Source organism: Enterococcus sp. DIV0756 (assembly GCF_051710745.1).
Lineage (GTDB): Bacteria > Bacillota > Bacilli > Lactobacillales > Enterococcaceae > Enterococcus_A.
In genome coordinates this window covers 1,324,113-1,347,952 of sequence record NZ_JBIOLF010000002.1, presented here as the reverse complement: position 1 = coordinate 1,347,952, position 23,840 = coordinate 1,324,113, and the positions used below count along the sequence as shown (strand labels likewise).

Sequence of the window (23,840 nt, the reverse complement as noted above, 5' to 3'; positions counted from 1 at the left end):
CACTCCATCTATTTCATCGTAAAGAATTCTGCGATCGGACCTAATGCCAGTGCTGGCAAGAAGCTCAATGCGCCGATTACTAAAATGACAATAATCAACATAGATACAAAAGTCGGACTGACTGTAGACAGTGTCCCCGAACTTAATGCTGCTCTTTTCTTACTGCCCATGTTTTCAGCTAGGAAAAGAATCGCAATAATCGGTAAATATCTTGAAACAAGCATTAGCAAACTACCTAGTACATTGATAAATGGTGTATCTGCTAATAGCCCACCAAAAGCACTACCATTATTATTTGCTAAAGAGGTTGCCCCATATAGCAATTCACTAAATGCATGGGGACCGCGATTACTTAACCAGCTCAACACGTCTGGATGTAAAACCAATGCCATCCCTCCAAAGAGCGTCAGCATTAATGGTGCTAAAATAACGAGACTTGCCATTTTTATATCAAAGGCTTCGATTTTCTTCCCTAAATATTCCGGTGTTCGTCCCACTAAAAGCCCAGCAATAAAAACTGCTAATAATAGAAAGGCTAACATGCCATAAAGACCGCTGCCGACACCGCCAAAGATTATTTCGCCAAGTTGCATCAAGAACATCGGGATCGCGCCGCCTAACGGTGTAAAGCTGTCAAGCATGGCATTCACCGAACCATTAGAAGCAGCCGTTGTCCCAACTGACCATAAACTCGACCAACCAACACCAAAACGCACTTCTTTCCCTTCTAAATTCGTCGAGCCAAGTACATGAGCAAATTCCGGTCCATAGTACTCACTAAATGCGACACCGATAAAAGCCAATAATAGGAAGAATAATGAAACGATCATGATAGTTCGTCCTTGTTTCCAATCTTTTACCCAAAAACCAAAAGCAAAGATCAATGCTGCTGGAATCAGTAAAATTGCCAAATTCTCTAAAAAGTTTGAAAAAATCGTCGGATTTTCAAATGGGTAAGCTGAATTTGCTCCAAAGAATCCACCACCGTTTGTTCCAAGCTGTTTAATCGCCACTTGACTCGCTACTGGACCTAAGTAAAGCCAAAGACTTTTGCCCTCAAGCCCTTGATAAGAAACCCCAGTTTTGAAGGATTGCACGGTTCCTTGCGAGATCAACAGTACGGCAAAAATGATTGATAACGGCAACAGGATATAAACCAAGCTGCGCGTTAAATCCTGCCAAAAATTTCCCAGAGCCTTCTTTTTAACCTGCGAAAGCCCACGAAGCAGTGCGACTAAAACTGAGAGACCCACCCCCGCGGAAACAAAGTTTTGCACCGTTAAGCCAAACATTTGCGAGGTGTTCGATAAAGTCGTCTCACCCGCGTACGCCTGCCAGTTCGTGTTCGTTACAAAACTAACCGCCGTATTTAATGCCAATGGCAATGATAAGTTTTTTACCGCTGAACCACCCGGCATAAGGTGTTGTGTCATTAAAATTATAATCAACAGCACAATTGATGAAAGGCTCAGTATCAATACATTTGCCGCATAACGTTTAGCGGACATTTCTTTTTTACTAATGGGTCCGATCACTTTATAAAATAAACGCTCCACCGGCTGCAGAAAACGCACCCCTTTTGGAATGTTTCCTTGCATAATTTCCTTGATGTACCAGCCCAATGGCAATGCCAGTGCTAGTAAGACAAACAAGAAAAATACTCCTTGATAAATGACACTGCTCATAACTCTTCCCCCTTAAATAAAAACCAGAAAAGATAGATCATCACTAAGAGTCCAATGATTCCTAAAATAATCGTCACTTTATTTCTCTCCTTTTCAGCCCGCAAAACTTTGTTTAAGCGGGACTCACTTTCATTACCCTGTAAGCATAAAAAAAAAGACCTAAAGATAGTGTGAAACTTGCATCAGTTTCTTTACACTATCTTTATATGGTCTTTTAGAGATTCCTTTTTAAAAAGTTGTTACCTGAAAATCCTGATAGAATTCACCTTGGTCAAAGGTAAATTTTAGCACAGTGAAGTCCGACAAGTCTTCACCTTGCTCATAATAAATATGGTACTGATCTTGCCAAAACTCAATTTTATCCGCTTCCCTGGATAGTACCTCCATCACTCCTATTAGCGAGATCCCAGTAAAATTTTTTGCATCATAAAAATATAAACAAGCCTTAGAATTTTTCAAGAACTGTTGAACCTTCTTTGATGACGTATTAGTATGTAAAAATAAACAATTCTCCTCGATTTTTATCGGCTTCAACATGGCACGAATCATTGGATAACCCTCTTCCGTGATCGAGCCTAAAAAACACAATTCTTGTTTATCTGCCAATGCTTGCAATTCCTTTTGAATATTCATTATTATTCATCCCTTTTTTAAACAAGTATTCCAAAAGATTATAAAAAAAGCAAAAAAAGCTACATGTATATTTTATTTATCGATATCAAAATTGACATTCCTGAATAATTAATATACTTAAGAAGATAAATTGTTTTATTTTTTGATGAATTCATACTATTTCCTGCTATAGAAAAATACGCTTGCCTTCGACGACTAGCGTATTTTCCAATTTAATCATTTACAGTATAAATATCACTTTCTTTTGTTTCTCTAAACATTATAAAGCAAACAAAAGAGATCAGTAGAACCAAGGCACTAATTAAAAGTAAAGGGATAAAAATACTAGTGCTGGTATTTTTAAATACCACGCCCATTAACAATTGTCCTAACGGCACAGCGCATTGAGCAACCGCAATAATCGTTGCCATGACTTTTCCCAGATTTTCTTTTGGCGTGATTTTTTGAACAAGTGAGATCAGATAGATCGAAATGGCACTCAGCATCATCCCAATGATAATTTCCATCACGAGAACGACCATAAATCCTACCCCAATACTGGTCATACTAAGCAGAATATTCGTAATCACCAAGATAATACCCGAGTAAGTAAACACCCGATAAAAATTGTTGAACTTCAAATTTTTGGTCAAAGGTCCCGCGAGAATGGCCCCAACAATACTAGAAAGACTGAAGACGCCCATTCCGATGCCATACATTGTGTCATTAACTTGCAGGGTCATCCGTAGAATTACCGGTAAGCCCACGATAAAGAAAGATGTTAAAACAAAATTGATCGCTGCAGCAATTACGATTGATTTGAAAATTACTTGATTATTTTTAACTTCTTTAAACCCATCCTTTAGATCAGCCGTTAATATTTGCATGACTGTGCCTGGGGTTTGTTCCCGTTTTTGGAAAGGAATCTTCAAAAAGCTTTCAATTATCGCAGCAATCACGAAAAAGATAATACTGCTGGCAACTAACAGCTTAGCTCCCATCAATCCATAAAAAATTCCACCAATAATCGGAGCGACTACATTCGATAGCTGTAAAATCCCATTGGATAATCCATTGATTTTTTCCAATTCATGTTCTTCAACCAACAGCGGGATACTCGCACCCACTACGGGCGTATCGAAACTACCAACGATCGACAAAATAAAGATCAAAATACCGATGCCTAAGACAGACTCCGAAGTTCCCACGACTATAAAGAGCAAGCCTGCAATTATTGCATTTGCTACATCCATCAAGACCATCAATATTTTGCGATCAAAACGATCCGCGATTGCTCCACCAATTGGCGCAAATAAGACAGGCACACTTGAGATTGCTAAAACTGTCGCAAAAATATCGGCTCTTCCTGTCACATCTAAAACAAATAATGACAATGCAAAACGTAAAATCGCCCCACCAAACACAGAGATAAATTGCCCCAACATTAAATAAGTAATATTTCTTTTATTCCCTTTCACACTCTTTCCTACTCTCTTTCATTGATATACTTAGCTTAACGAATTCTTAATCTTTGAGCATCCGCCTTAAGTCGCATTGTCCTATCATACTTTTAGTACTTCTCATGAAAGCAAGCCATAATGCCTTAACCCTTCCAAAACGCCTTTTTCCGTTTTAGCTACGTAAGAAGCATGGGCTTTTAATTGTTCTGTGCCGTCGCGCATCGCTACTCCATAGTCCACTAGCTGAAACATACTTAAGTCATTGTTTTGATCACCAAAGGCATAGGTTTCTATCTGTGTCCCTGCCATCGAAGATAAGAGCTTTTGAATGGCGGTTCCTTTTGAGACCCTTTTTGGCAGAACATCAATCGCTAATGGAGCAAAGCGAACAGTATCAGCTACCGATGCTAATTTTCCACTAATCTTTTCCTCCAGCGCTTCATTTAAATAGAGATTCATAAAATTAACCGGGTTCGTTTGGTAAAAGTCGGGTGAGATTGGAATCTCCTGAATTCCCATATACGCGATGTGCTCTTTTACAACATCTGATAATTGATTGATCGCAAACTCACGTTGATTAAAGTAGCCGACAGTTAACTGATTTTCCTTGGCAATCCTTATTATTCTCTCGATTTCTGGTGTTGAAAATTTCGCATTTTGAATTACTTTTCCATTTAAACGAACATAGCAGCCATTGGATAATATAAAATGTTCTGCTTGCAGTAACATCAATAACTCCTTTACCTCATAATAGCTGCGCCCCGTAGCAATGATCGGCAGTACCTGATTTTTTCTCAGCTGATCAAAGGCAGTGGTCGTCTCCTGATCTACCTGCAGACTTCCTCCTGAACACAAAGTTCCGTCTAAATCAAAAAAAGCAAGTTTCTTCATTCCTGTCATCCCTTCAATTGTTGTTAATTTTTATGGATACACAGACGATTTTCTCAGACAAAAAAATCCGAGTGAAAAGTCAGTGCACCACAAATACACTGAACCTTTCCCCTCGGATTTTTTATATCAATAGGTGCCTTTTACAGATTAGTAAAAGATGAAGCCCTCGGTCACAGTCCTCTACTGAGCGGAACCCTAGCTCCAGTTTTCCAGTTCACAATAAATCATACCATTGTTCGAAAGTAGGTTGCAATAGTCCTTTTCTAGGAAATCAGTCCGTAATACTTCAATCCCTCCAACACACCATGTTCGGATCGCGCTACATATGTCGCATGATTTCTCAACTGTTCGGTAGCATCCGACATAGCAATCCCATGATCGACGATTTGAAACATAGATACATCATTATCATTATCGCCAAAGGCATAGGTCTCAACAGCTAACTCGGAAAGTTGCTCTAGCATTATTTGAACAGCCTTGCCTTTTGAAACATTTTTAGGTGAGACGGTCAATGCTAGAGGTGAAAAACGCATGCGATCAACGAGTTTCTCAAGAATGGTGTCGATTTTGGCCTCTGTCTGCTCATCCAAATACAAATTCATATAATTGACCGCATTGGTTTGATAAAAGTCTGGTGAGATCGTTAATCCTTTGATTTCCATATGGACTGCGTGTGCTTTTACCCTTTCTGAAAGACGCGTCACAGCATAGCCTTGCTGGTTGAAGTAACCAATGGGCGAATCATGCTTTTCTGTCAGCGCCAAAATTGTCTCGATCTCTGGTTTCGAAAAGGTTTTGTTGATGATTGTTTTCCCAGATAAACTAGCATAACCGCCACCGGCTAAAATGAAGTTCTCAATTTTTAGTTTTTGAAACAGCTCCTTCACTTCATATAAACTTCGCCCTGAAGCTATAACTGGCTGGACCTCATTTTCCCGCAGCTGATCAAACGCCTCAACGAGTCCGTCACCTAATACCAACGTGTTGCCTTGGCAAAGTGTCCCATCTAAATCAAAAAACGCTATTCTTTTCATCAACTCATCCCTTCTTCAAAGCTCTCTGATCAAATCATATAGCGCTTTCACAAATTAAGCAATGAGAAAAAACCTAAACAGCAGATACTTCACTGTTTAGGTCTTTAGAATTACTCTTTTTTTCTTCTATAATAAATGGTTCCAGCAATGATAAGAACTGCTACACCAATCACCAATAACCATGGATTGCGGGTATCATTGGTTTTCGGGTAACTTCCTGTTGTTGTTCCTAAATCATGCTTAAAATTGTTTACTTGGTTTGACAATTTCGGTACATCAGGTGTTTTAGGGAGTTTCTTATTCACAAACTCTCCAACATCAACGATTGCTGGTTTATTTTCTTCAGCTGATTGAATCATAAATTTTCGTTTCTCTTTATTGATTGTATAGCCAGTTGGAGCTTCTTTCTCCATAAAGTAATAGTTCCCAGGTGAAAGATTTTTGACTAAGAGTTGTCCATTTTTATCAGAAGTATATTCTCCAACTTGTTTTCCATCAGCATGATACAAGCCAAAGACCGCTCCTGACAAGTGTTTCCCTTGATCAGAGACCTTTGTCATTTTGACGCTGCCCTGATAATTGATAAAATCTTCAAGCATGATGGTTTCAGGTTTTCCTGAAGCTTTATCGCTGATTTCAAATGAAACGATCTTTTTATTCAAGACAAAATTATTTGGTGCTTTGGTTTCAACAAGTTTATATTTACCAGGAGCTAGTCCTGTCGCAAAAACTTTCCCGGTTTTATCTGAGATAAGCTTTTCAACTATTTTTCCTGATGCATTCATCACTGGTTGAACCTTGCCGGATTCATCGTGAATTTCGAACTCTGCACCTTGGAGTGCTTTGCCAGCTTCATCCTTCTTCAGCCATTCGATTGAGCCTTGATAATTGATGAAATCACCTAACTCAATTGGCTCTGGTTTTCCTGTTTGTTCGTGAATCTCAAATGGATGAGGTTTGGTGTCCAAGATATAACCTTCAGGTGCTTTCGTTTCAACAAGTACATATTTTTGCGAGGCTTCTCCCTCTAGGTCAATTCCTTTAAAGTAGATTTCACCGTTTTTATCGGTAACTATGGTTGTTGTAGATTGACCTTCTCGATTGGTGACAGAGACCGGATCTCCTACTGGCTGATCTTGATCATCTGCCTTAAAGATTTGATATTCGGCTCCAGCTAGAGCTTCTTTTCCTTCGTTGATTTTCCGACCAAATACTTCTACTTGATAATTTTCAAAATCTAAATTGTCGATGATCGGGTTTTGCTCATCGTTTTCCTGAACTACAAAATAGATAGGTTGGTCGTTGACGATATAGCCCGGTGCTGCTTTGATTTCAACAAGCTTATAATTTCCGGCTCCAAGGTCTGAAATATCAAGAATCCCATTTTCAGGAGTAATCACTTTTCGTACATGCTGCTCTTCGCCATCAACGATTCGGTAAAGCTCAAATTCTGCGCCTGCAATCGAACCGCCCTCACCCACTTTTGTGATTTGCGCTTTTCCACGGAAATTCTGGAAATCACCGACATCAACAATCGCTGGTTTTCCATCGGCAGCTTTAGGTACTTCTACTTTGATCAAGGCTGGATTGATAACATAATCAGAGCCTTCAGTAACGGTTGGTGCTTTCGTTTCTTGATAATAGTACGTTCCCGGTGCCAAGTCCTCAAAGAGAACGTTGCCGTTTTTATCACTTTTAGCTGTTTTTACCACAGTTTTCTTATCAGCTTTATAAAGAGTGAATTCTGCACCGGATAAGCCTTCTCCATCGGTATTGCGTTTCGTTAATTGGACAGACCCTTTGTAGTTAATGTAGTCAGCTAACTCAATGACTGGAACCTTGCCGTTTTGGGACGATTTCACCGCAAACGTAACCTTCTTTTGATTTAACAGATAGCCATCTGGGGCTTTCGTTTCGACAAGCGTGTAATTTCCTGGCGCTAGTTGCTCGACATGAACCTTTCCATCCTCACCTGATTTAATTGGTTCTTTGTTTACTTTTTGATTCGCTTCATTGTATAAATCAAACTCGGCTCCTGCAAGCGCCTTGCCTTCTTTATCTTTCTTCACAAATTCAACAGAACCTTGATAATTGACTAATTCTAAAGGAGAACCGTTTGATTGTGTCGTCACTGTTTTGGGTTTTCCATGAGCAACTTCATCTATCGTAAAAGGGACTTCCTTATTGTTAAGAATATAGCCTTGTGGTGCTTTGGTTTCGACAAATTTATAGTCGCCTGGTGCAAGTCCTGCTATGATAACTTTTCCATCTGCTTGTGAGACCAATGGCTGTGGATTCACTTTCTTGCCATTACTATCTAAAACATCAAACTCGGCGCCTTGAAGCGGATTACCTTCACTATCTTTTTTGATCAGTTCAGCAGAACCTTGATAGTTTTTATACGTTACATTGATCGTTGGAATTTGATGATGACTGTTGCGATAGACTACAAAAGTTACGGGATCATTGTTCAGAATATAGCCATTGGGTGACTCAATCTCGGTAATCCGGTACAGTCCTAGCGGCAAACTATCAATTTCTAAAATCCCCTCACTATTTAAACGGTCAGGATTCAATTCAACTGGTTCCCAAAGCGCGTGATTCGGCATCAAATTGCTAAAATGTTCTAGTTTAAAGCGAGCACCTTCTTGAATGTCTCCGCCAAACTTGATGGGATTTCCATCAGCGTCAGTCTTTTGCAGGATGACTTTGTTGCGCTCATTCGGAATCGTCATCACTCCGGCATTTTCAGTTGAAGTACTATCATCAATGGTGATTCTCCGACCTTCCGTTAAATCGTTTGAGATCGTAAAGCCTTTCGGTGCGGCTGTCTCAATTAATAAATACTCACCATAAGGAAGATTTCCAAAAATAAGCTGTCCATTTTCATCAACTTCACCTTTACGCAACAATTGAGTTTTTGAGGTATTCCAAAGTTCAAACTTAGCCCCTGCTAAAGGTGTTTTTCCGTCTGCTTCTGTCTTTTGGATCACCAGCTTGCCTTTTTTACCAGACGCTGAACCGCCGCTATGATTCAGTTCTACCGTGACATCTTCGCCATCACCACCGGAAACCGTCTGCTCATTGTCGCCTGTTACCGTAATTTTGTTTGAAACAGTATCTTTACTTCCCTCAGAAGAGGAGGTGATATAGCTGCGGTATTCTAACTGATAAGCGGTATCGATTTTGTCATTCAGCTTGATCGTCATGGTTTGCTTGCCAGTGACATTATCTGTGGTGACTTCTACGGTGTAATCCTTGTTTAATTTCAACGGTTTATCATAATTTGGCGTAACGGTGCCATCTTCTGCAACGGTTGTTTCATATAGTTGGATGGAATCCTGATCGATCACTTGGTTATCAGAAGGTTCATCTTTGATCACCACATGATCAAGCGTTGATTGGGAAGGATTGATCACTGCATGCCAATTGACATAATCAGGATTTTCACTGTCCTGTTCTCCAGTCTTTTGCGCGTATTTGCCGCCGTATTTCACGCCGACCTCCCCGGTGACATCGCGGTCATCATCATTGTTTTCATAGCGCGCGACATTGGTGTATTGATTCGATCCTTCGACGATCTTCCCTTCCACAGAGGTGTCGAATTCGATTAGATATGTTTCATCTGAGCCTTCAGGAAAATCAATTTGCAGCAGCTGATCATTGGACGTGCTAGGTTCAACAATCTTTTCCATCTCGTCGTTTACGACTGTTTCAGGCTGCTTCTTCGTAACGGTGCCATCTTTCTTGACCTCCGCTTTGTAAATTTTCAATGAGCCATCGACGTAGTCTTGATTCTCTTTTATTTTATCCTGCAGCTGTGCGTGTGTCAGAATATTATGACTGAGATTCACCGCAATCGTCCAAGTAATATGCTTTGTTTGCGCATTATAGATTCCACTTTTTTGAGCATTTAATTGGAATGGATCATGGGGTTTGAAATCTTTGTCATCATCAGAAGTATGCTTCCCGCCATTTTTATCTTCCCAATCAGCCTGCATTTTATTTTTGAAATGATCCAGCTCAGGATTATTAGGGTCCAATAGAGTCACATCAAAATTCGTCCGATAATTGATTTCTAATTCGGACTCCGTCGGATTGTAATCTCCTTTAAAAACGACTTTAAAACCCAGCTCATTCTTTCCTGAGCTATCACTTAATAACTCAAGATCATAATCTTGTCCCGGTACCAAAACACGATTTTTCGTTACATCACGAATTTCAAAATCCGGAGTCAGATCATCTTTGATGGCCATTGATAGGCCGGGTATTGGGGAATAGGTGTCCGTTAATACTAGGTTTTCCATGTAATAGTGATTCTTATTGACATTGATCTTCCAGCCAACTTTTTTGTTCGTGTAATCGATATCTGTAATATTTTTGATCACGTTTTGTTGCTGCGCCGTTCCTTTGTCACCGTCTGTTTGTCCCGTACCTGTCGTAACATTATTTGTTACTTGAGTAGGATCGGAGACGATACCATTAACCTTTGTTTTGTACTCGACTCGCACCGCTCCGTCGACATCATTTAAAAATTTAATGACAAATCCTTCGCCATCAGGATTGGGCTCCAAAACATAATCTTTTCCTTCAACTAAGGCTTCTCCCTTAACTTCATTTCCTTTTTTATCGAAGGTGATTGGATAAAGCTTGATTGAATCATCGACAAGATCCATATTTTTACCAATGGTGTCCGTAATGATGGCGTCGTCCTTAGCAATATTTTTCTCGTCATAGTTGTATTTGATCGCCCAGCTGAATTCCTGATTATTGGGATCATAGCCGACCATATTTTTTTCAACTGGCTTTCCAAAAGTGTTTGTCACTGTTGCTTTGGCATCGATTCCGTCCTCGTCATTTTTATCCGTCAACTGTGCAACATTGGTAAAACTGACTTTTCCACCGTTTTCTGGCTTCGCTAAGTCTTCAATATCTGTTTGATAGACTAGACGATAGGCTTTGTTGGTCTCACCTAAGATCGTGACATTGCCATTTTTATCAACGGTATATTCATTCGGACTAAGTTCTCGCCCCACTTCTTTGATGGTTCCATCGAGATTCATTTCTAATTCCATTACTTTTACAGATTTGTACTCAATTCCTTCAGGCCATTTTTCCGTAATCGTTGGGTCCTCTAAATGGTTCATGGATTGATTAAAGTCGACTGTCCACTCGACACTGCTGGGATTAGGAGTCCGATCGAAGTGCCCCTGTTTGTCAATGGATTGCTCTGTATCAGGACGGATCTCAATATTGACAGGCGGCAAGTCATCCTCCACCGGATAATGAATGGTGATATCCCCAGGGCCATCAATATGCTCCTTTTTGAATTCCGTATCAAAGTAAAAGCTGCCATTAACATCACTTTGATTTTTTACTTCTTCAGTAAATTCAAAACGAATATTTCCGTCTTGATCGATGGTATATTTCGCATAAACTTCGCCTGCTTCATTTTTTAATTCACCAGTTTGTGCCTGCTTGGGTTTCAATTCTTCAGGTAGTTTAAAATCAAAGTAGTCGCCTGGTTCGATTTGCTGACGCACATCTTCTGGAATATTCCAGGTATAGAACGCTCGGACTGTCGTGTTAGAGGTGATTGGCGGGGTGACCACATTGCCATTCTCATCCAAATAAACTAAATTCGAGCTCGTCAAAATCGTTCCTTCACCATTCGGAAAATAATCTCGAATATTGGTAGGGCCATCAGCCCGCGGCGTATTCGTTTCGGTTGCTTTTGACTGAGTGGATTCTGTTGGTGCATCGGATGGCTTTGTTGTTTCTTTGGTTGAATCAGTCTCCGTGTTTTCCATTTTGCTTTCTGTTGCTGAAGAACTGGTTGTCACTTCTGTTGTGTCCATCGAACTAGAACTATTTGCTCGTTCAAATGTATAGGTTAGTTTCTGTTGCTCATAAGAAATAGCCAAGTTCGCTAACTCATCAGTGTCCTTCAAGTTTAAATGGATGATTCCTATTCCAGCAGCGTTACTTGGAATGAGTATTACTTGATCGTTCTCTACTTTTAACGGTGTTGATTGATCCGCTATTTCCATTGTCGCCTGCTGTATTACTGGTTGAGAAAGCTGAATTCTACGATCTTCTTGCCCCTCCTCTAACGTAAGCCGAACGTCAAGTTGACTCGCGTCTTGTCCTTCTGTAACATTTTCAAGTTTTAATCCCGGTTTAGTTAACTCCTCGGCAAAGACCGTCAATGGCGTCAGCGAATTGATCATAATTACCAAGGTCATAAACCCATAAATGAATCGATCCCATGTTTTCTTCGACTTCATTTTTTCCCACCTCTTATTTCTATTTTCTTACACTGCTATTTCTATTTATAGCAGATTTTTCTTTCAGAAATTTTCAAAAATGAAGCTTTCATAGAACGCTTTTTGGTAGATCGATTTTATTGTTTTTCTTTTGAGACCTCTTCTAATACTTGTGTTAGTCGATCGAGATCATTAAGCACTAGACGTCGACCTATGACTACTACTCTCGCTTCGGGATAAACCTTTTTTAAATCTTTTAAGGTTCCCGTAGTCAACAAGATATCTATTTTTTTACTTTTTGCCTCAAAGACATCAGAAAATGTCACATTGTATAAATACTTAAAATGACCATTTAACTGCTCAATATAATTCTTAATCATTAAATTAGGCATATCACTTTCTACTAGGACGGTAATAGGTACTTCATACTTGCAAGGGTCCTCTAGATATAACGCATTTTTTAAATAAGGAATCATTAGAAAATCTTTTTCAAGATAGATTGAATTTTTGGATTCTTCGTATAGTGAGGTAATAAATCGGCGCATTTTTTCCGTCATTCGCGGATAACGTTCGATAAAGATGGATTTGTAAGTATTCCCTGTCATATCGGTGTTGAACCCTTTAAAATATTGTGCAAAAAAATGACTGCTCAAGATGTAATTGCGAAAGCGCCAGAATTCTTCTGTTTCAATAGGAAAAAACTCGTCTTGAAATCGGAGAACCATCAAATCGGTGGCTAAAAAAATTTGTGTCTCTTGCTGCGCTTGTTGCTGATATAACGATTCTATCAACGGTTCTTTGAAAACATCGATTGTTTTCGACATGGATATCCAGACTAGGAAAAAGAAGGCTATTTCAGATTGTTTCGTATTAATCACACCTTCGATACGGCATAGAATCTTTTCGAAAACAGGGTACAATGTATTTGAAGTAATCTGTCTTTCTAGCTTGGTCGGCATCTGGAGGATGTTCCCTTTACGGGTACGAATAATCGCTTCTGCAAAAATATAAGCTAACTGTTTTTTATAGGCATAAGGTATGTTTGGATAAACAGTAAATTCACTGTCTAATATTTTTTCCACATAATCCTCAATTAGCTGCTCATCAATATAAGAAAAGGGCCAACTACTTCCACGATAAATACTCCAAAAAAAGATAACCATGAGCATACGAATTTGATATTCTTCTCCCAACAGCTGAAAATCATCACGGCTGATCTCAATTTTATAGCGAGAGAGTAATCGCCGAACCTTCATCAGGTCTCTGCGAACCGTTGATTCACTGGTGAAATGAGTCAATGCATAGTTTCTAACACTTTCAAATTCATCTAAAATCAATGTTTTTAACAGAACGACTGGCGGGCATTCGCGAACAATCTCTGTTACCAGTTGATAGACATCCGCATCCAAAGCAATCCAAAGGCGAATTCCCTTTCCCTTTGACAATTGGAGTGTAAATTTTTCCGAATGAAGCGCAGTGATTTTTTCGGATAAACTATTCATTACGCTTAAGGTTGTTCGTTTGCTTAATCCTAAAACTTCACTTAACCATTCACGTGTGACCCAATACCCGTTTTTTTCATTCAATAATAAAATCATTCGTCGCTGAAGGAAGGTCTCCCGATCGAATAGCTCTTCAAAATAATCTTTTTGCGTTGTTGGCATCCTAATCCCTCATTTTCTAAAAATCATTCATTCTTTTACCATTAGATTCATCTATTTTAGAATAGTAAATAATTAGAAAAAAAGGTATTATGACGCTCAGTGTCGCAAAAAAATCATGAAATATGAAAATCCAATGCAAAAGCTAGAGAATTATTCTAACTTATAGGTTTTTCATATCCATGATTCTATGGTTAAGGCATATTCATCCAGACTGGCTCAAATTGATTGCCGTCAAGATCCGTTACTTCTAGACTAAACATCTGGTCTTCAGGCATCCCCATATCCACTGAGAAGTAATCACCACCGTTGGCCTTTGCCGCTTCTGCTATTTTCCTCACCGCAGCTGGACTTTCGACAGAAAAGGCTGTCAATGCCCCGCTTTCGCTTTTTGTATCCGCGATCCTTTTATTCTTTAGGAATAGGTTATAGAAATCATATTCCAACAACATAATCCAAAATGTCTCGTCCCATACCATTGAGCTCGTTTGCTCATTGGAAAACTCCGCGTTTTTCTTGAAGCCTAATTTCTCGTAAAATTCGGTTGAAGTTTGCACATCTTTCACTGGGTAATTGATAAACACCATTGTTGCCATCTCGTCCACTCCTTTGAATTTTTGCCTATTATGCTAGAATATTGTCCATAAAGCAAAGAAAGCGCTTGTAAAAGTATTAACGAAGCCAGCTTAGTGAATTCTCTAGAACGATTCAATCAATTGCAAACAGCCGTACTCATCAGTGAGCACGGCTGTTTTCCTTAACTATTCATCTATAATAGTGCTGCTATCCATTGGTAGGCTTCTTCTGGTGATGTGGCGGTATCCAGCATTTGAAAAAAGTCGGTTCGATCAATCAGGGCCACTAATTCAGCTAAAGCGGTTAAATGCTTTTTATTATCCACGGCGGCTAAGGTAAAGATATATTTCATCGGTGTACGGCCTAATATTTTTATTGGTTGTTTTAAGACTGTAATCCCTAAGCCTACATCTCTTGCACCGTCTTCCGGACGAGCATGGGGGAGAGCAACATTTTCCGAAATAACCATGTATGGTCCTTCCTGATAAGTCGTTTGAATGATTTTGTCGATATAGCGACGACTAACAATCTCTGCCTCAATCAACGGAGTAGCTGCTACGTAAAAGGCCTCTTCCCAACTATTCGAAGTAATCGTTAATTGAATAAACGAGGGAGATAAAATATCAACTAAACTGAGATCCTCTTTCTCGGCATTTTTTGCTGGTGGATTCTTTAATTGATTCTTTTTGGGCTGTTTTAACTGTCGGACTAGCTCTTTTCTTAAGCCACTCTCATCATGGATGGTTGCAAATCTATCAATTATTGAAAATAATTCTTCAAATGAATAGTCGGAGGATAAATTTCTGTTTCCGCCTTGAACTTCTTGAACTAAATTGTATTTTTCATTAATCGTCATAATGGGATTGACTGTGTAGACAGGTTTTTTTAAAGAGTACAGTCGCATATTCGGGACTGTCGTAAAAATCATGTCGTAATCCTGTTTTTTTTGATAGATTTCATTCGTTTCGATTGGTCCAATAAAAATCATATCAGGAAAAAGATTTTTTAATTCATTATAAATAATTGCAGAACTGCCAATACCATTCGGACAGACAATAATTCCGACCTTTCGTTTCACCTGATATTCGTCATTATTATCAATCAAAGAGGCGAAATGGATGGTTAAAAAGGCGATCTCTTCATCAGGAATCATTGTTCCAAATAAATTTTCAATCGGTTTCATCGTCTCCTTGACGATTTGAAATAAATCAGGATATTCCTGGATCGTCTTTTCGCTTAAGGGATTAATGATTGGTAAATGGAAAAACAAACGGTAATATGCCGGTCGAAAATGACTGTATACTTGCTTTTTAACCGTCGCTTTATCCTTAAAACGAATCCCCGATAAGCGCTCAAAGCGATCAAAAATCCGTTCGACTAACTCATTGATGATTGAGGAATCGGGAGCCTCCTCATCGGCATTTCCAATTGCCATTCCCAGCATCCATCCGCAAATATAGAGAACCGCATACTCATTATCAATTGAGAATTTTTCAAGTAAACTTTGGGAAAATGTATACTCCTTCATCTGGTAGAGCTTTTGAAAATTGTACCGCTCATAAAAGTCAGAACCTTCTTTAGATAGATGAGGCAATAGGAAAATCAGCATATAGCTAAATTCCAACAATCGATTTTCTACCAAAACGATCGAATAGCGCTCTAATTCTGCGGCAATCTGCTCAAACGTCTGCTCCTTATCAAGCGTACTTTCATTAAATAGAAAATAATCCCAAAGGAAGCTGCCATTGTCCGAACGTAGATCCTCCAAAACCAGCTTCATCAAATGATAGCGCAAAACTGATTCATTTCCCGCTAAATAGTACCCTTTTCTACGATTGTATTTAATCTGGATATCGAAGCTTTCCAGCTCCTTTTCCACTCTTTTTAGATCATTGATGAAGGTGGTCTTACCGATATCTAACGCCTCCAAAAAGTGATTCACTGATAAATATTCCTCATAATGATAGAAAAGCATCAGGTAAATATATTTTTTTCGCTCCTCGATATCCATTTCATAATAACGATAGCTATTTTCACCAGAAAAAAAGTCAACAAAAAACAGGCGACTGGTTTCCGATAAATGGAAGCTATTTCCATCAAAGTAAACAGGAGGAAGACCTTCATCAGATAAGGCTTCATTAATTTTGTTGATAACATACTCAACTTGAACGCGTGATAAATGAAGCTGATTCGTTAAATTACTTTGAGAACAAACAGGCTTTTCAATCAGTTTTATCAATACTTGTCGTGTTCTCTGATCCATTTTGTACACGGCGATTCCTCCTGTCTAAAATTCCTTCTAATCCATATTAACTTTTTGACGCAATCGCTTTGCATTTTCTGCGATCTCTGCTTTTGTGCCTTTTGACAATAATGTACCGATCCCCATACAATCAACACCCGCTTCAAGCCAGTCAGCTACATTCTCCACTGTGACACCGCCTGAAGAAAGCACTGGAACCTGCGGCATAGGTGTCTTTATAGTAGAAATAACTTTTGGACCAATGAAGGAAGAGGTGGGAAAAGCTTTGATCATATCTGCACCAGCTTCTAAAGCTTCAACGATTTCGGTCATTGAGGTGCAGCCTGGCATATAAGGAATTTGATAACGATTGCACATTTTGGCTACTTCCAAGTTGAAATTTGGCGCGATAATAAACTCTGCCCCTTTTAATAGTGCTTGACGAGCAGTCTCACTGTCAAGGACTGTTCCTGCCCCAATCACGATTTTTTCTTGATAGATTTCTTTTAATTGCTCAATAATCTCGCCGGCGTTATTGTTTGTATAACTGATTTCCAGACAGGAAATGTTCCCTTCAAGACAGCCATCAACGATTTCTTGTGCCCGTTCGATTGTTTCCACTCGAATGATCGCCATTAATTTTTCTTGGCAAATTCGAGATAAGGTTGCTATTCTTTTCATAATAGTGCGTTCATCCCTTCAATTTCTTGGTATTTTGCTAATGTTCTGCGAATCTCTGCTTCAAATGTTGATGAGACCCTACAAACTGGCGACTTCGGTGCACCGACAGGAATTCCTGTAAGTTCCAGACTATGTTTAAGAACACTTGGTACCGTCGCCAGCTTCAGAATCCGCCGAAAGTCATTAATACTTTCTTGAAGCACCTGTGCTTCTTCGCTTTTATCTTCAATAAAGGCGTGATAAATACCTAGATCCGTTTTTGTTAGGACATTAGAGGTCGCTGCGACAGCACCATCTACACCCTTTTGCAAAGCTGGTAAAATCAACGAATCTGAACCCACTAAGACTGAAAAATCCTCCCGCTGATTCAAGTCTAAATACAGTTGAATATTTTCTAATTGCCCACTGCTATCTTTGATCCCGATAATCTGTGGAAGTTTGATCAGCTCTTTAAAAACCGACTCACTGATGGATATTTTCGTATTAGCGGGAATGTTGTAAAGAATAATCGGCAATTCGGTATTTCGCGCGATCGTTTGATAATGCTGGATCAGCTCTTCATCACTAACTTTGATTAAATAAGGAGTAATCACAGAAACTGCATCTACCCCCAGCTCCGCGAATTGATTCGTCAGCTTAATGACTTCTTCAGTGGAGATACCGCCCGAACCGGCAAAAACTGGCACGCGCCCGGCAGCCTGATCCACAACAATTCTAACCAATTCCAGTTTCTCGGCTTCACTCAAGGCATAGAATTCTCCGTTTGTTCCAAGGACAAATAGCCCATGCACGCCGTCTTCGATCAGCTTATTCACTAACTTTCGTGTCGCAGCTTCGTTAATTCCATCATCCGTTAGCGGCGTTACCATTGCAGTAATAATTCCTTTGATTTTCATTAGCTGCCAACTTCCTTTAGATTTTTTATTGATTCGCCCAAAGCGCCTCCTGGATGCCACTGATAGTATTTATCCAGATCCAATTGCTCTTCCTGCTGTAATAAAATCGAAAGACATTGCAAGACGATGATTTCGGCAATAATTGAAATTCTCGGGGGTTTGTTCAGATCGTCTCCTTCTCTGTTCACGCCCGCTAAAAGAAAGACCGTTGAATGTTCCTTCAACCATGAATTTTCACCGCCGCTGACACCAATAATCTTGGCATCTAAACGTTTTAAAGATTCTACTGTTCGCTTCAATTCTTCGGTTTGCCCGCTATTTGAGATAGCGATAACAACATCTCCTGGTAATACTTGTCCGGCTGACCCATGAATTGCCTCAGTCGTATCCAAGTAGTAGGTAGGTGTTCCAACAGAAGAATTTAAAGCAGCGATATATTCTGCTACATGACTAGGTTTGCCAACTCCTGTAATGTGAACGCGTCCGTGGTTGCGCTTGGCTTCCGAAATAACTTTACAAGCTTCTACGACGGTTCTTTTATCTAAACGATTGATATAATCATTGATCTCCGGTTGAAGAATCTCAATATATGCATCCAATTTTTTTGTAGTAATTTCCATCAGTTTGACCTCACTTTTTTTAAAACAGACCTAGCAGATTCCCACTAAGTCTGTTCATCTTACCTACCAAATAATGCCAATAGTTTATCTAACAGAATACCCATTACGTTGTAATCAATGTTCGGGAACGTGGAGCCTTCAATCCCCAAGGTACCATACAAGGGATAAAGGACCGTCGGAAGAAATGCCAGCAATAATCCGATAACAAACGATCCAACAACTGCCCCACGCCAACCGCCAGTGGAATTTCCGAACACACCCGCAGTTCCGCCAGAAAAGAAGCAGATATGCGCTGCAGGAATAATCACCACAGGAAACTTAAGTGCCACCATGATGAAGACACCAATCAGACCCGCTGCATAAGAAGACAGGAAGCCCACGATAACCGCAGTCGGTGCAAAAGGGAATACCGTTGGCACGTCTAGTGCAGGACGAGAGTTTGGAATAAATTTTTCTGAAATTGAAACGAAGGCAGCCGTAATTTCTCCTAAGAACATCCGAACACCTGTCATCAAGATCGACATCCCCGCCGCAAACGTAAAGGCTTGTACAAACGGGAACACTAACCAATGCTGAGAACCGGCAAGTTCTTCAACCGCAGGACGTCCAGCCTTTAACGCAGAAACATAGAATAAGATCAACATCACTGCCGAAACGCCCATTAGGAAGTCACGGAAAAAGGAAAGCCATTTAGGAAAATTAATATGTTCCGTTGTCTTTTCTTTGTGTTTACTAAATAATTTTCCGATATATCCGGATAAGGCGTAACCGATCATATTAAAGTGGCCGATCGCCGTTGCATCACTATCGGTAATCTTTCGCATGAAGGGTTGACACAATTCTGGTAATGCTGCTGAGAAGAAACCTAATAATAATCCCCCAATAGCGATCGCAGGAATGTCAGCGACATGATGTGCCTTTAAAATCAATGAGAGTACACATGCGAAAAATAAACTATGCCCTGTGGTGAAAAAGATATTTTTGAATGGCGTGATTCGAGCAATCACTAAGTTCATGACGAACCCAACAATCAACGTACAGCTGGTAACAAACGCATATTCAGTTTGCGCTAAAGCCGTTGCGGCCTCCGGAGAAGCCACCACGCCTTGAATGTGAAACCCGCTTTGGAATAACTGATTGAAGTTTTGCAGCGCAGCCGTCATGATTGAACCACCCGCACTGAAAACTAAGAAACCGATAATCGTTTTAAAGGTTCCGGTTAGCACCTCTGTCCCGCTCTTCTTTTGAGCCACAAGCCCAATAAATGCCACTAACCCTAGCATGACCGCTGGTGTACTTAAAAAACTGATCAAAAAGTCCATTTTCTATTTTCCTCCCATAACCTTCCTTACCCTAATTCGGCTAGGACCGCTTCTAGTTTTGATTTGATCTCATTTTTATCGACGATATTGCCGATCCCGATTAATTTATAGGGCAAATTTTTTTGAGCTAATTCTTCCGCAACATCCGGTAACGTGATAATCATTTGTCCGCCAAACCCTTGGACGCCATCCAAAGAAGAATGCTCCACCTCAATGGGGAAATTGTTGGCTTTGACGACCTCATTTACTTTAATTTTCAACATCAGGCTAGAACCCACTCCTGCTCGACATGCTACTAATGCTTTATACATAATTATTCTCTCCTTTTTAATGGCACTGTATCTAAAATTAGTTTCGCGAAAACTAGTTTTTACCGATTTTACTTAATCATTCTTAGTGTTCTCTAAAATAATTTAGGAACTCTTCTTTAGTTGAAACCTTCTCCAAAAATGTAATAAACGCTGGTTGACTTAACAACTCGGCTAACTTCGACAATAGCTCAATATGATCATTGCTCTCTTTGGCACTCAGAGGAAAAAGATATTTAACCGGATCGTTCGTTTCATGCCCCGAAACAATAGGATGCTTCAATCGAACAAATCCTAAGCCCAGCTTTTTCGCACCATCTGCTACTGGTGCATGAGGCAATGCAATATTTTTTGTGATCACGATGTAAGGTCCGGTTTTTTGATAGATCTGAACGACCGATTCAACATATCCTTGTGTGACCGTCGCTTTTTCAACTAATGGTTCAAAGGCTTTTCTGATGGCCTCTTCGAAATTTTCAACTTCTACATCAAGCTGAATATATGATTCGTCAATACTTTCGTGCAGCACTTCTTTCACCTCTTTTTTTCGTATTTCCTTTACATCTTCACTATATTTGACAACGGATACATCCGCAATGCCGAGTCGGTTCGGTTTATTTGGGAAAATAAATAAGAACTGAACTGTTCGAGCCCTTTCTCACAAATCTAGCTGGAAAATCAGGTTTTCCTTTTGGAATTGATGATTCTGTTTCTAGTTCAGTTCATATTTTTTTCAACTGCTCAGAAAGACTGGTCTAACTTTTTCAGCTACAAGCAAAAAGACTAACTAATCATCTGTTAGCTAGCCTTTTTTTGGATATACTTCCATTGAATTTGTAAATCTATGAAAAAATAAAAAATTCCTTGTGATTTTGCTGATTGATCAGAATCCCCTGAAGCAACTCTTCATACATTCGCTGCATAGAAGGTTGTTTTAAAATACGAAAGATCGAGATGGCCTGCTGACAGTTTTGTTTCCCTTCATCAATCGCACCTGACATAATTTTTACCCAGCCTTGGTAAAAAAGTAATTTTGTACTATTAGACAGATCGCTTTGGTCGTGGAGCAGCTTTTCTGTTTCCACCAATACTTCTTTTGCCCAAGAAAGCCTGCGGAAATTGATAAATGTCGCACAGGTGCCGAACAATAATTCAAATTTCATCCGCTGCATCAACTGAACTCCGGCTTCCTTTTCTATCCGCGATACGGCCGTTCTTAATAATTGATGAACCGTCTCAACAGGAAAGCTGAACTGAAAAAAGCGAAAAAGCAGTACTTCAAAAACGCCCCAGTTCTCAACATTGTATAAATACTTTACAACAGGGGCTGATAATTCTTGAAGCGTAGCAAAAAACTTTTTAATATCTCTCGGTTGCTCTTGATCCCGCTCATTTAATTGATAGTTCAACGTTAATAACTGGCACAACAGTTTTAGAAATTTCTCATCTCTTGTTTCTCCTAAGAGCTCTTTCTTCAACGACTCCATTTGATTAATAGCCTCTTTAAAATTATGCGATTGATTCGCTTCATCGTTGTATTTGAAAATCTGGTTTAAATAAAAAATAAATTTCCCCGTCATAAAAAAAGGCTGATCCGACAGATAATCATACATTTTTGAATCTGCATCAGGAATACGTAAATAAAGAAACTCCTCAAAGGAAACATTGATTCGCTCCAACAAATGCTCCAGTCGATAGAAGCTGATCTGCGAGGCCCCTTTTTCAAACTTGCTGATAAAGGAAACGCTGTTCACTTCATCCGCCACATCCTGCAGGCTCAATCCCCGATCCTTACGTAATTGGCGAAAGATTTCTCCATCCATTCGTATTCCCTCCTTTTTGAATTCCACTAATTTCTACTCACTAATTTCTACTATAGTAGAATTCCTAATTATCTTTAGTTTAAATTAACTATACTAAATGAACAAGGAGCAAATAAAGGAGTGATTTCGATGAGAAGCGCAACAATGGAGGATTTACCTGAAATAATTGATTTTATTTACCAACGGTTTTCAAATTTGGAGCATTTTACTTTTATGACTGAACATATGGAGCAGTCTGAGGAGATTTTAAAGAAATTTATCAAAGCGGAATTGCTTCTATTTTTAGAACATGGTGATATCCGCGTTTATGGCGAACCGATTATTGGTATGATCAGCGGTATTCCAGCAAAAAAATTCACCTTGTTTCGTCAGTTTGTCTATTCTTTACCAACCAGAAAAGTCTTAAAGGAACTTCCTAAAAAGGATCGGAAACAGCTTTTACAAAAAAATAAGCTAGTTGCTGAAATACATCACGCGCTCCCTTGGCACAGAAAATACTCGAAAAACAGCTATTATATCGCTCAAATTGCCGTGGCAGAGGAAGCGAAAGGAACTGGCGTAATGCGTAAGCTGCTGACACCAATTTTTGAGGAGTGTCAGGAGAAGAACATGGATATCGTGCTAGAAACAATGACCGAGGCGAACATTCCGATTTATGAGCATTTCGGCTTTAAATTAGCCGAGATCCATCAAAGCGAGCAGGTTCCCTATAATGAATACTGTTTTATTAAAAACGTAAATTGACGCAAAAAAGGAATCGCTCTCAGATTAAAAATGAGGGCTATTCCTTTTTGATTAACTATATTTTGGTCAACAAAGGACAGTCATAGGCTTCTGTCGCGTCTCTTTCTAGCATGAGTTGGGTTTTCTTCCGATAAGCCATTGGTGAAAGATGGTATTTTTGTTTGAAGCGTTTGCTAAAGTAAGCGGAATTATTATAGCCAGATTGAAAGGCAATTGTCGTAATGGGCAAACTGGTTTGATACAAAAGAATCGCCGCGTTAGTCAAACGTAAATCATTCAAGTAATGACTAAAGGATAAATCCGCGGTTTGAAACACCTTTTGCAACGTTCGAATAGAAGTCTGGCAATAAGCAGCAGTTTGCTCGATCGTCAAGCCTGCCTCCTGCAAATTTCTGCGCATAAAATCCGTGGCACTGACTAAAAGCTGATTGTAATTTTTCCGCTCTAAAAAAGGCACTGTTTCCGGCAACCAATCACAAAAAAGCTGAATGAAATGCTTTAGTAAGAGATAATTTTCTTCTTCGGAGCAAAAAGTAAACTGCTCGGCAAGCTGGAAAACCATGTCCAATAAAACCCTGCCCATCCCCCTTTCCGCATCAATGATACGACTGGAAGGAGCGAAAAGCTTTTCCGTCTGACAATCCTTTGGAATAAAAAGATTGATCCCTTCGGTCAGTTTTTCTCGCTGATAGCGGCTGGTTGCCCGCAAATCAAAAATACCAATGGTGTAGTCTTTTAGAATGCTGGTCTTTTCCCCGTCTGAATGACGTTCATAGCCCTTTTTGATAAATCGAAAGCCTAAGTAATCCTTTTGCGCCTCGGAACAACGAGTGAAAATACCTTGAGAACGATCGACAATACTATGAGTCAACACGAAATGATCCAATTGATAGATTCTAGAGACGGACAGTGTTTCCTTGGGACTATTGATCGTGTATTGAAAGTTCAATTGAGACAGACCATACGAATAATCCTGCGACTTGGAAAATTGAGAACAATGAATTCCTTCTTCTGTCATA

The 23,840-nt window shown here is 39.6% G+C and carries 18 protein-coding genes; 1 reads left to right on the top strand and 17 read right to left on the bottom strand.

The window, feature by feature from the left end:
- Positions 1 to 8 precede the first annotated feature (8 nt).
- The 16 genes from kdpA to IGI44_RS22725 all read right to left on the bottom strand — a co-directional run bounded on the left by kdpA (position 9) and on the right by IGI44_RS22725 (position 22,077).
- Positions 9 to 1,685, bottom strand: coding sequence for a potassium-transporting ATPase subunit KdpA (kdpA, locus tag IGI44_RS22800; protein WP_438790197.1), 1,677 nt, complete (start codon positions 1,683 to 1,685; stop codon positions 9 to 11).
- A gap of 228 nt (positions 1,686 to 1,913) precedes the next feature.
- Positions 1,914 to 2,318 (bottom strand): pyridoxamine 5'-phosphate oxidase family protein, encoded by a 405-nt coding sequence (locus tag IGI44_RS22795; RefSeq protein WP_438790196.1) that lies wholly within the window; start codon positions 2,316 to 2,318, stop codon positions 1,914 to 1,916.
- Between the two features lie 212 nt (positions 2,319 to 2,530).
- Positions 2,531 to 3,775, bottom strand: coding sequence for an MFS transporter (locus IGI44_RS22790; RefSeq protein ID WP_438790195.1), 1,245 nt, complete (start codon positions 3,773 to 3,775; stop codon positions 2,531 to 2,533).
- Positions 3,776 to 3,877: 102 nt separating this feature from the next.
- A complete protein-coding gene (locus IGI44_RS22785) occupies positions 3,878 to 4,648 on the bottom strand; it encodes a Cof-type HAD-IIB family hydrolase (protein WP_438790194.1) in 771 nt (256 codons plus the stop codon).
- Between the two features lie 263 nt (positions 4,649 to 4,911).
- Complete coding sequence (locus IGI44_RS22780) at positions 4,912 to 5,682, bottom strand: Cof-type HAD-IIB family hydrolase (RefSeq protein WP_438790193.1); 771 nt, start codon at positions 5,680 to 5,682, stop codon at positions 4,912 to 4,914.
- Between the two features lie 110 nt (positions 5,683 to 5,792).
- The gene (locus tag IGI44_RS22775; RefSeq protein ID WP_438790192.1) at positions 5,793 to 11,969 is read right to left on the bottom strand and encodes a SpaA isopeptide-forming pilin-related protein; all 6,177 of its coding nucleotides are present in this window, start codon (positions 11,967 to 11,969) and stop codon (positions 5,793 to 5,795) included.
- A 116-nt stretch (positions 11,970 to 12,085) separates the two neighbouring features.
- Positions 12,086 to 13,612: a helix-turn-helix domain-containing protein gene (locus IGI44_RS22770; protein WP_438790191.1), complete on the bottom strand. Its 1,527-nt coding sequence runs from the start codon at positions 13,610 to 13,612 to the stop codon at positions 12,086 to 12,088.
- A gap of 191 nt (positions 13,613 to 13,803) precedes the next feature.
- Positions 13,804 to 14,205, bottom strand: a complete 402-nt coding sequence (locus tag IGI44_RS22765) for a VOC family protein (protein ID WP_438790190.1) — start codon at positions 14,203 to 14,205, stop codon at positions 13,804 to 13,806.
- Between the two features lie 173 nt (positions 14,206 to 14,378).
- Positions 14,379 to 16,448, bottom strand: coding sequence for a BglG family transcription antiterminator (locus IGI44_RS22760; protein ID WP_438790312.1), 2,070 nt, complete (start codon positions 16,446 to 16,448; stop codon positions 14,379 to 14,381).
- A 36-nt stretch (positions 16,449 to 16,484) separates the two neighbouring features.
- A complete protein-coding gene (locus tag IGI44_RS22755) occupies positions 16,485 to 17,108 on the bottom strand; it encodes a bifunctional 2-keto-4-hydroxyglutarate aldolase/2-keto-3-deoxy-6-phosphogluconate aldolase (RefSeq protein ID WP_438790189.1) in 624 nt (207 codons plus the stop codon).
- On the bottom strand, positions 17,105 to 18,004 hold the full coding sequence (dapA, locus tag IGI44_RS22750) for a 4-hydroxy-tetrahydrodipicolinate synthase (protein ID WP_438790188.1): 900 nt from the start codon (positions 18,002 to 18,004) through the stop codon (positions 17,105 to 17,107). The genes IGI44_RS22755 and dapA overlap by 4 nt, the downstream gene beginning before the upstream one ends.
- Complete coding sequence (locus IGI44_RS22745) at positions 18,004 to 18,624, bottom strand: SIS domain-containing protein (RefSeq protein ID WP_438790187.1); 621 nt, start codon at positions 18,622 to 18,624, stop codon at positions 18,004 to 18,006. The genes dapA and IGI44_RS22745 overlap by 1 nt, the downstream gene beginning before the upstream one ends.
- A gap of 59 nt (positions 18,625 to 18,683) precedes the next feature.
- A complete protein-coding gene (locus tag IGI44_RS22740; RefSeq protein WP_438790186.1) occupies positions 18,684 to 19,946 on the bottom strand; it encodes a PTS ascorbate transporter subunit IIC in 1,263 nt (420 codons plus the stop codon).
- Positions 19,947 to 19,972: 26 nt separating this feature from the next.
- A complete protein-coding gene (locus tag IGI44_RS22735; protein WP_438790185.1) occupies positions 19,973 to 20,257 on the bottom strand; it encodes a PTS sugar transporter subunit IIB in 285 nt (94 codons plus the stop codon).
- An 82-nt stretch (positions 20,258 to 20,339) separates the two neighbouring features.
- Positions 20,340 to 20,783 (bottom strand): PTS sugar transporter subunit IIA, encoded by a 444-nt coding sequence (locus IGI44_RS22730; RefSeq protein ID WP_438790184.1) that lies wholly within the window; start codon positions 20,781 to 20,783, stop codon positions 20,340 to 20,342.
- A gap of 313 nt (positions 20,784 to 21,096) precedes the next feature.
- Complete coding sequence (locus tag IGI44_RS22725; RefSeq protein WP_438790183.1) at positions 21,097 to 22,077, bottom strand: helix-turn-helix domain-containing protein; 981 nt, start codon at positions 22,075 to 22,077, stop codon at positions 21,097 to 21,099.
- A 129-nt stretch (positions 22,078 to 22,206) separates the two neighbouring features.
- Between IGI44_RS22725 and IGI44_RS22720 the strand changes: the two genes are divergently transcribed.
- The gene (locus IGI44_RS22720) at positions 22,207 to 22,821 is read left to right on the top strand and encodes a GNAT family N-acetyltransferase (RefSeq protein ID WP_438790182.1); all 615 of its coding nucleotides are present in this window, start codon (positions 22,207 to 22,209) and stop codon (positions 22,819 to 22,821) included.
- Between the two features lie 55 nt (positions 22,822 to 22,876).
- Here the strand turns inward: IGI44_RS22720 and IGI44_RS22715 are convergent, their stop codons facing one another.
- Entirely contained in the window at positions 22,877 to 23,839 is a 963-nt protein-coding gene (locus IGI44_RS22715) for a helix-turn-helix domain-containing protein (RefSeq protein ID WP_438790181.1), read from the bottom strand.
- Between the last annotated feature and the right edge of the window lies 1 nt (position 23,840).

Bases quoted from the DNA above. Each gene is read 5' to 3' on its own strand.
- IGI44_RS22785 (WP_438790194.1), bottom strand. From the start codon at position 4,648: ATGAAGAAACTTGCTTTTTTTGATTTAGACGGAACTTTGTGTTCAGGA.
- IGI44_RS22775 (WP_438790192.1), bottom strand. From the start codon at position 11,969: ATGAAGTCGAAGAAAACATGGGATCGATTCATTTATGGGTTTATGACC.
- IGI44_RS22715 (WP_438790181.1), bottom strand. From the start codon at position 23,839: ATGACAGAAGAAGGAATTCATTGTTCTCAATTTTCCAAGTCGCAGGAT.
- IGI44_RS22765 (WP_438790190.1), bottom strand. From the start codon at position 14,205: ATGGCAACAATGGTGTTTATCAATTACCCAGTGAAAGATGTGCAAACT.
- IGI44_RS22760 (WP_438790312.1), bottom strand. From the start codon at position 16,448: ATGGATCAGAGAACACGACAAGTATTGATAAAACTGATTGAAAAGCCT.
- IGI44_RS22770 (WP_438790191.1), bottom strand. From the start codon at position 13,612: ATGCCAACAACGCAAAAAGATTATTTTGAAGAGCTATTCGATCGGGAG.
- IGI44_RS22740 (WP_438790186.1), bottom strand. From the start codon at position 19,946: ATGGACTTTTTGATCAGTTTTTTAAGTACACCAGCGGTCATGCTAGGG.
- IGI44_RS22755 (WP_438790189.1), bottom strand. From the start codon at position 17,108: ATGAAAAGAATAGCAACCTTATCTCGAATTTGCCAAGAAAAATTAATG.
- IGI44_RS22725 (WP_438790183.1), bottom strand. From the start codon at position 22,077: ATGGATGGAGAAATCTTTCGCCAATTACGTAAGGATCGGGGATTGAGC.
- IGI44_RS22720 (WP_438790182.1), top strand. From the start codon at position 22,207: ATGAGAAGCGCAACAATGGAGGATTTACCTGAAATAATTGATTTTATT.
- IGI44_RS22795 (WP_438790196.1), bottom strand. From the start codon at position 2,318: ATGAATATTCAAAAGGAATTGCAAGCATTGGCAGATAAACAAGAATTG.
- IGI44_RS22780 (WP_438790193.1), bottom strand. From the start codon at position 5,682: ATGAAAAGAATAGCGTTTTTTGATTTAGATGGGACACTTTGCCAAGGC.
- IGI44_RS22745 (WP_438790187.1), bottom strand. From the start codon at position 18,624: ATGGAAATTACTACAAAAAAATTGGATGCATATATTGAGATTCTTCAA.
- kdpA (WP_438790197.1), bottom strand. From the start codon at position 1,685: ATGAGCAGTGTCATTTATCAAGGAGTATTTTTCTTGTTTGTCTTACTA.
- dapA (WP_438790188.1), bottom strand. From the start codon at position 18,004: ATGAAAATCAAAGGAATTATTACTGCAATGGTAACGCCGCTAACGGAT.
- IGI44_RS22735 (WP_438790185.1), bottom strand. From the start codon at position 20,257: ATGTATAAAGCATTAGTAGCATGTCGAGCAGGAGTGGGTTCTAGCCTG.